We start from the raw sequence: 6,280 nt of genomic DNA, 5'->3' as shown, positions 1-6,280 counted from the left end.
CACCCGCGCCGCCGGCACACCTGCCCGCGCCGGCGGCGGCACCGGCGTATCCGCAGGCGCCGCCGCCCGCGCCCGTACCGGCGTCGGCAGCGGCGGGTGTACGCCGCCGGCCGGCCGTGCTCGTCGCGCTCGCCGGGGCCGTCGCGCTTGCGCTGGCCATCGGCGTGGGAGTGTTCCTGGCCAGCTCCGGCCCGAGCGATTCCGCCGGCTCCGGTCCGGCCGCGGCGGGCACGGCGGGCAGCGCGAAGGCGGCGAGCCCCGCGAATCCGGTGGACACCGCGCCAGGTGGGCCGCCGGGCCCTGCCGCCAGCCCCCTCGGCGGCCACTGGATCGGGACCTGGGGCAACGGAGAGCGCGACCACTACGTGGCGGTGGACGGCACGAGCTTCAAAATGATCTATGATCTCGACGACGGCCGGGTGGCCGGCACACTGCGCGGCGACGTGATCGACGGCCGCTGGGCGGAGGGGGCGCTCGGCGCTCCGCCGGCCCGCTCCGGCTGGGTGCGCTTCCAGCTCATCCGGGACGGCGCCACGGTCCGTCTCGACGGGGTGTGGGGCACCGACCTGGGCGTCACGTCCGGCACCTGGCAGGTCCGGCGCGTCGACGGCAGGCTCACCCCGCAGGCCGCCCTCCGGCTGACGCGCAACGGAAGCTTCCCCGCCCCGCCGCCATGACGGACACCCCCCGGCCGGACCTCTGCCGGGTTCGTCGCAGGTGCTGCCGTCATGAGCGGACGCGGGGCACCTGGTTTCTGCTGACCGTGTCGATGATCTGGGCGGTGGGGCCGACCACGAGCACCTCGTCACCGGGGCGCAGCCGGGTGTGGCGGGTCGGCCGGTAGTTCGGGGAGCGGTCGGCCGTGCCGTCGCGCTCCGAGGAGGTGGCGACCGCGAGCGTCCGGGTACCGGTCGACAGCTCCCGCAGGGTCGGGCCGTCCAGGCCACCGCCGGCGGCCACGGTGATCCGGGCGACGAGGAACGGCGCGCGGTCGATGTAGAAGGTGCTGACGACTTCGTAGTCGAGGGCGGCGCCGACGAACCACGGTGTGGCCAGGGCGGACGCGCTGCGGGCGGTGTGGATGGCGAACCTGCGCTCGGTCTCGTCCGCGAGCGTGGTGTCGAAGATGCGCAGCACCACCCGTAGCCCCGGCTCACCCCCATTACCGGCATCGCTCCCGGATCCGCTGGTTCCGGGAGCGGCGGATCCGTTTCCTGGCCCGCCGGTTCCGGCCGGGACGGACGGCCGTGGCCGCCACCGGCGGCCGCGGCGTCCCCGCTCGGAATGAAAGTCGTCGAACGCCTCCCGGGCGGACAGGACGGTCTCCAGGTTCGCCACGTCGTCGCTGGTCAGCGCGGCCAGCGTGGTCGCCCGGGCGAGGCCGGCCTCCATCAGGGTCGCGCGGACTCTGGCGTCACCGAACACCACCGGCACCTTGAGATCTCGGACGGCAGAGAGGAAGCGGTTGTTCTCGTCCCGTTCGACGACCACCACGTCCCGCCCGGCGGCCAGCAGGCCCTCCACGGTCGCGAGCCCGACCGAACCGAGCCCGCAGACGATGACGTGACCACGCGCGGTGGTGGCGCGTCCCCGGCCGATCGCCCGTTCCAGCCGGCGGCTGATGATCACATTGGTGATGAACGCGTACACGACCGCGATGGACAGCGCTCCGACCAGGATCAGGGCGATGCCGAACGCCTGTAGCCAGTCCTTCGCGACGCCGAAGTTGAAGTCGCCGTAGCCGACGGTGACCATGGTGGCCACGGTCAGGTAGAGGGCGTCGAGGGGGCCGAAGTCGGCGGGCGCGGTGGGGTCGTTGTCGGCGTAGGTCAGGGAGAGCACCAGCGTGCCGACCAGCATGATGCTCAGCACGGCGCCGAAGGCGATCCGGAACGGGCGGTCGAACTCGGCGGCCGTGGTCACGGCGACATCCCGGATCCAAGCACACGGGCGGCGACGCCTGTCGCGGCCCGTCAGCGGGCCGGCGCGACGCACCGACAGGTCCGCCAGCGTGTTGGCGTCGTCGGCGCTGACCACCCGCACCCCGTTGTCGGCGAAGTCCTCCAGCCTCCCGAGCAGGGCGAGATGGTCGCCGACGGCGACCGGAGCGTCACGGCTCGGGCACACCTCGGCCAGTCGTTCCCCTGACCTGCGCAGCGCCACCGGCGTCAGGTTGCCGAAGATCTGCCGGAACGCTCCGGACGAGCTGACCGGGACGTCCACCACGGCGAAGACCTCGCTCCCGAGACGGAAGGCGTGCCGGACGTCGGATCTGATGCATGCCTCGACGAAGCTGTGGCCGGCCTTCTCCGCCAGGTTCAGCACCCGGGTGGTGGGCAGGGCCGCGGAGAGCTGCTCGCCGAGCTGGGTGTTGGCGACCCGGACGACCAGGCGCACCTCGGGCGCGATCTCGGTGGCGACCAGGGCCGTCTCAAGATTGTCCAGGTCGGTGTCGTGGCAGGCGATCAGTGCGGCCGCGTCCCTGACCGACGCCTGCAGCAGCGCCTCGCCGGTGTGCGTGGAGTCGGCCAGGACCGGCACCCCCCAGCGTTGGAGGCGACGGCGCAGGGCGGTGGCACCCCGTCCCTCGATGACGACCACCGGCACCCCGGCCACGTGCAGCTGTTCGGCGATCCGGTAGCCCAGATTGGTCAGCCCGCAGACGACGACATGACCGGACATGTGACCGGACAGGACCGCCACCGCACCTCCACCCGCATGATTCGATCCGGCCACCCGAAAGTATTATCCCGCCCCCTGCGTCCGGCCCCGCTCCGGCCCACCCGCGGGGGCGGGCCGGTGAGCTGGGTCACCTGGGCCTCCCGGATCGGCTTCCCGGGATCCCGGGCGGGAGAAAAACATGCTCGCGATGCCCTCGGCCATCCGGGACAGGCCGGACGGTTACCGGCCGTGCCCGATGATCCGGGGCCTGGGCCTCCGCCGGCGCGGAAAGGACGTGACTATGCTCTTCCGGTCTGGCTGGCCTCGCGGACGGCCGGAGGGCCTTCGACGGTACCGGCGAAGCCGGCGGCCAGCTCCCGCATGGCGGCGTCCAGCAGTTCCGTGAGTTCCAGGTCCTCGTGGCGCAGCCATTGTTCGTAGGCGGCGATCGCCACGCCCAGGGTGGCGTACGCGATCGCCTGCGGGGCCAGGGCGTGCTGGTCCTGGCCGATGCGGTTGCCGATGAACTCGGCGAGGACCTGCCGCCACGCTACGTAGCGCAGGGCCGAGTGCGCCTGGAGGGCCGGGGTGCGCAGGATGAGCTGCATCCGCCGGCGGTGCCAGGGGATCTCGGCGGGCTCGACCCGGTTGAACTCGATCAGTGCCTGGCGGACGGCGTCCATCAGCGGGACGTCGGGCGGGTAGGTGCGCAGGTCCGCGCGCAGCCGGGCCAGCTCCTCGTCGAAGGCGCCCCAGGCGACGTCGTTCTTGGACGGGAAGTAGCGGAAGAACGTCCGCCGCCCGATGCCGGCGGCACGGGCGATGTCGTCGACGGTCGTCCGCTCGAAGCCGCGTTCGGCGAAGAGCTCGAACGCCAGGTGCTCCAGCTCGACCCGGCTGGTGACCGGGCTGCGGCCACCCCGGCCGCCTGCCGCGCCGGGCACGGCGGGCGCGCCAGCCGTGCCGGCCGCGCCGGGTACGCGCTTTCCGCGCTGGTTCCGCATCGCCTCTTCCGGGTGGCATTGGGTGCCAATATTATGCGTGCCTGCGGTCACAGCGACTCATGTTGTCGGACGGGAGCATTCCATGCCGCACCGGATGGCCAGGTCGTGCCGGACGCGCGTGGCGGGCCCGGGCCCGGGGCCGGCGCGTGGCCGGGCGCGCTCGGCGGGCAGCCCACGTCCGGAGCATGGCCGGAAGCCGCCGGACGCGGGCCGTGGCCGACCGGCTGCCCGCCGCGGGCACGACCGCCGGCGGTGGGAAGGCCGGCGGTGGGAAGGCCGGCGGTGGGAAGGCCGGCTGCGGGAAGGCCGGCTGCGGGAAGGCTGGCGGTGGGAAGGCCGGTGACCCGGCCGGCGACGGCGGCCACGGACACGGGGGCCGAGGGGGCAGCGGCAGGCTCGGCGACGTCGGATACGGCAGGCGGGGCAGCGGCGGGCACCGCGCGGACGGCGTCCGGGCAGACGGCGGCGGGCCCGTGGGCGGGCAGCGGCCGGGTGGCGGTGGTGACGGGGGCGGCCCGCGGCATCGGCGCGGCCGTGGTGGGCCAGCTGGCCGCGCAGGGGTGGCGGGTCGTCGCGGTGGACGTGTGCGCCGACCTGCCCGGCGTCGCCTACCCGCTGGGGACGCCCGAGGAGCTGCGCGCGCTCGCCCAGCGCTGGCCCGGCCGGGTCCGCGACGTGGTGGCCGACGTGCGCGAGGCACCGGCCCTGGCCGAGGCTGTCGAGCTGGCCGAGCGCGAGTTCGGGGGAGTGCACGCCGCGGTGGCCGCCGCCGCGGTGATGGCCGGCGGCCGGCCGCTGTGGGAGACCACGGACGCCGAGTGGGACGTCCTGTTCGAGGTCGGGGTGCGCGGGGTGCTCAACCTCGCCCGCGCGGCCGTGCCCGCCCTGCTGCGCGCCGCGCCGCCGCGCTCCGGCCGGTTCGTGGCGCTGGCGTCGGCGGCAGCCCACCGCGGCCTGTGGCATCTGGCCGCCTACAACGCGGCGAAGCACGCCGTCGTGGGGCTGGTGCGCGGGCTCGCGACCGATCTGCGGGGCACCGGTGTCACGGCCACCGCGGTGTCCCCGGGCTCCACCCGCACGGCCATGCTGGACGCGACCGCCGCCCTCTACGACCTGCCGGACGTCGACGGGTTCGCCGGATACCAGCTCCTCGACCGCCTGCTGCGGCCGGAGGAGGTCGCCGCCACCGTGTGCTGGCTGTGCGGCGAGGGCTCGTCCGCGATCACCGGCACCGTGGTGCACGCCGACGGCGGCTTCACCGCGTGACAGGCACCGTGGGCCCGCGGCGGGCTCCCGCGACGCGGACACCGCTGTGACGAACGCCGGAAATCCCGCGAGCCCCAGGAATCCCGCGGACTCCGGGAGACCCACGAAGCGCGCGGACGACGCCTTGGACGCCGCGGGCTCCCAGCGCCCGGGCACTCCCGCGGCGGGAGCCGGCGGCACCCGGGACGAGGGCCGCGCGGGCTCGGGAAGCCCGGCGGACGGTGTCCTGCGGCTGGTCTTCGACCCCGGTACGCGCCGGTGGGCCGACGGGCAGGTGCTGCTCGGCGGTTCCCCGCTGCGGGTCCTGCGGCTGCCCGCCGCCGGCGCCCGGCTGGTCGGGGAGTGGATGCGCGGGCAGCCGGTCGGGCCCGATCCGGCGCGGCGGCGGCTGGCGGACCGGCTGGTGGCGGCCGGAATCGCCCACCCGGTCTACGAACGTCCCCGGCTGCGCCTGTCCGACGTCACGCTCGTCGTCCCCGTGCGCGACCACGCCGCCGCCCTGGAACGGCTGCTCGCCGCGCTGGGCGCGGCAGGTGAGCTGGGTACGGCTGGCGAGGCGAACAAGGCGGGCGGAGGGAGCAAGGCGGGCGGTGAGAGCAAGGCGGGCGAGGGGGATGCGAGGGAGACAAGGAAGGTGGGGGAGGCGGGGGAGGCGGGGGAGCTGGCGGAGGTGGTCGTCGTGGACGACGGTTCCGTGCCGCCGCTGCCGCGGGCGACGGTCCGTCACCGGCGGCCCCGCGGCCCCGCGGCCGCGCGCAACACCGGCTGGCGGCGGGCGGGCACCGAGCTGGTGGCCTTCCTGGACGCCGATGTGCGGCCCGGGCCGGGCTGGCTGGAGCCGCTGCTGGCGCACTTCGACGCCCCGGACGTCGCCGCGGTGGCTCCCCGGGTGACCAGCCTGCCCGGCCGGTCGTTACTGGCCCGCTACGAGCGGGCGCGCTCGCCGCTGGACCTCGGCGGCGCCGCGGCGCCGGTGCGGCCGGCGAGCCGGGTGAGCTACGTCCCCTCGGCCGCGCTCGTGGTGCGTGCCGCCGCCCTGCGGGAGCTGCGCGGTTTCGACGAGCGGATGCGCTTCGGCGAGGACGTGGACCTTGTGTGGCGGCTGGTGCGCGCCGGCTGGCAGGTCCGTTACGAGCCCGCGTCACGGGTCGGGCACGCTCCTCGCGTCCGGTGGACGGCGTGGCTGCGGCAGCGCTTCGACTACGGGACGTCGGCGGCGCCGCTGGCCGCCCGGCACGGCACGGCCATCGCTCCGGTGCGGATGTCGGTGTGGAGCGCGCTGTCGTGGGCGGCGGTGGCCGCCGGCCGGCCGCGGGCCGGGCTCGCGGCCGCGGCCGGTACGGCGGCGT

4 protein-coding genes and 1 pseudogene are annotated in these 6,280 nt (G+C 75.5%); 3 read left to right on the top strand and 2 right to left on the bottom strand.

Annotation, left to right across the window (positions count from 1 at the left end; translation table 11 throughout):
• A pseudogene (locus NBW84_RS21515) lies at nt 1-677 on the top strand (hypothetical protein); the annotation flags it as partial.
• 49 nt (nt 678-726) lie between these two features.
• Here NBW84_RS21515 and NBW84_RS21510 read toward each other — a convergent pair.
• On the bottom strand, nt 727-2,703 hold the full coding sequence (locus NBW84_RS21510; RefSeq protein WP_445548421.1) for a potassium channel family protein: 1,977 nt from the start codon (nt 2,701-2,703) through the stop codon (nt 727-729).
• 257 nt (nt 2,704-2,960) lie between these two features.
• Nucleotides 2,961-3,665, bottom strand: a complete 705-nt coding sequence (gene mftR, locus NBW84_RS21505) for a mycofactocin system transcriptional regulator (RefSeq protein ID WP_250286838.1) — start codon at nt 3,663-3,665, stop codon at nt 2,961-2,963.
• A gap of 492 nt (nt 3,666-4,157) precedes the next feature.
• Here mftR and NBW84_RS21500 point away from each other — a divergent pair, with 492 nt between their 5' ends.
• Nucleotides 4,158-4,931 (top strand): mycofactocin-coupled SDR family oxidoreductase, encoded by a 774-nt coding sequence (locus NBW84_RS21500; RefSeq protein WP_250286842.1) that lies wholly within the window; start codon nt 4,158-4,160, stop codon nt 4,929-4,931.
• Nucleotides 4,932-4,977: 46 nt separating this feature from the next.
• Nucleotides 4,978-6,280 (top strand): mycofactocin biosynthesis glycosyltransferase MftF (mftF, locus tag NBW84_RS21495; RefSeq protein ID WP_250286836.1); only part of this gene is annotated, 1,303 nt, incomplete at its 3' end.

It is taken from the genome of Protofrankia sp. CiP1_Cm_nod2 (genome assembly GCF_920664355.1).
Classification (GTDB): Bacteria; Actinomycetota; Actinomycetes; order Frankiales; family Frankiaceae; genus Protofrankia.
The sequence above is the reverse complement of the archived record's forward strand: the minus strand, read 5'-3'. Positions and strand labels throughout refer to the sequence as shown.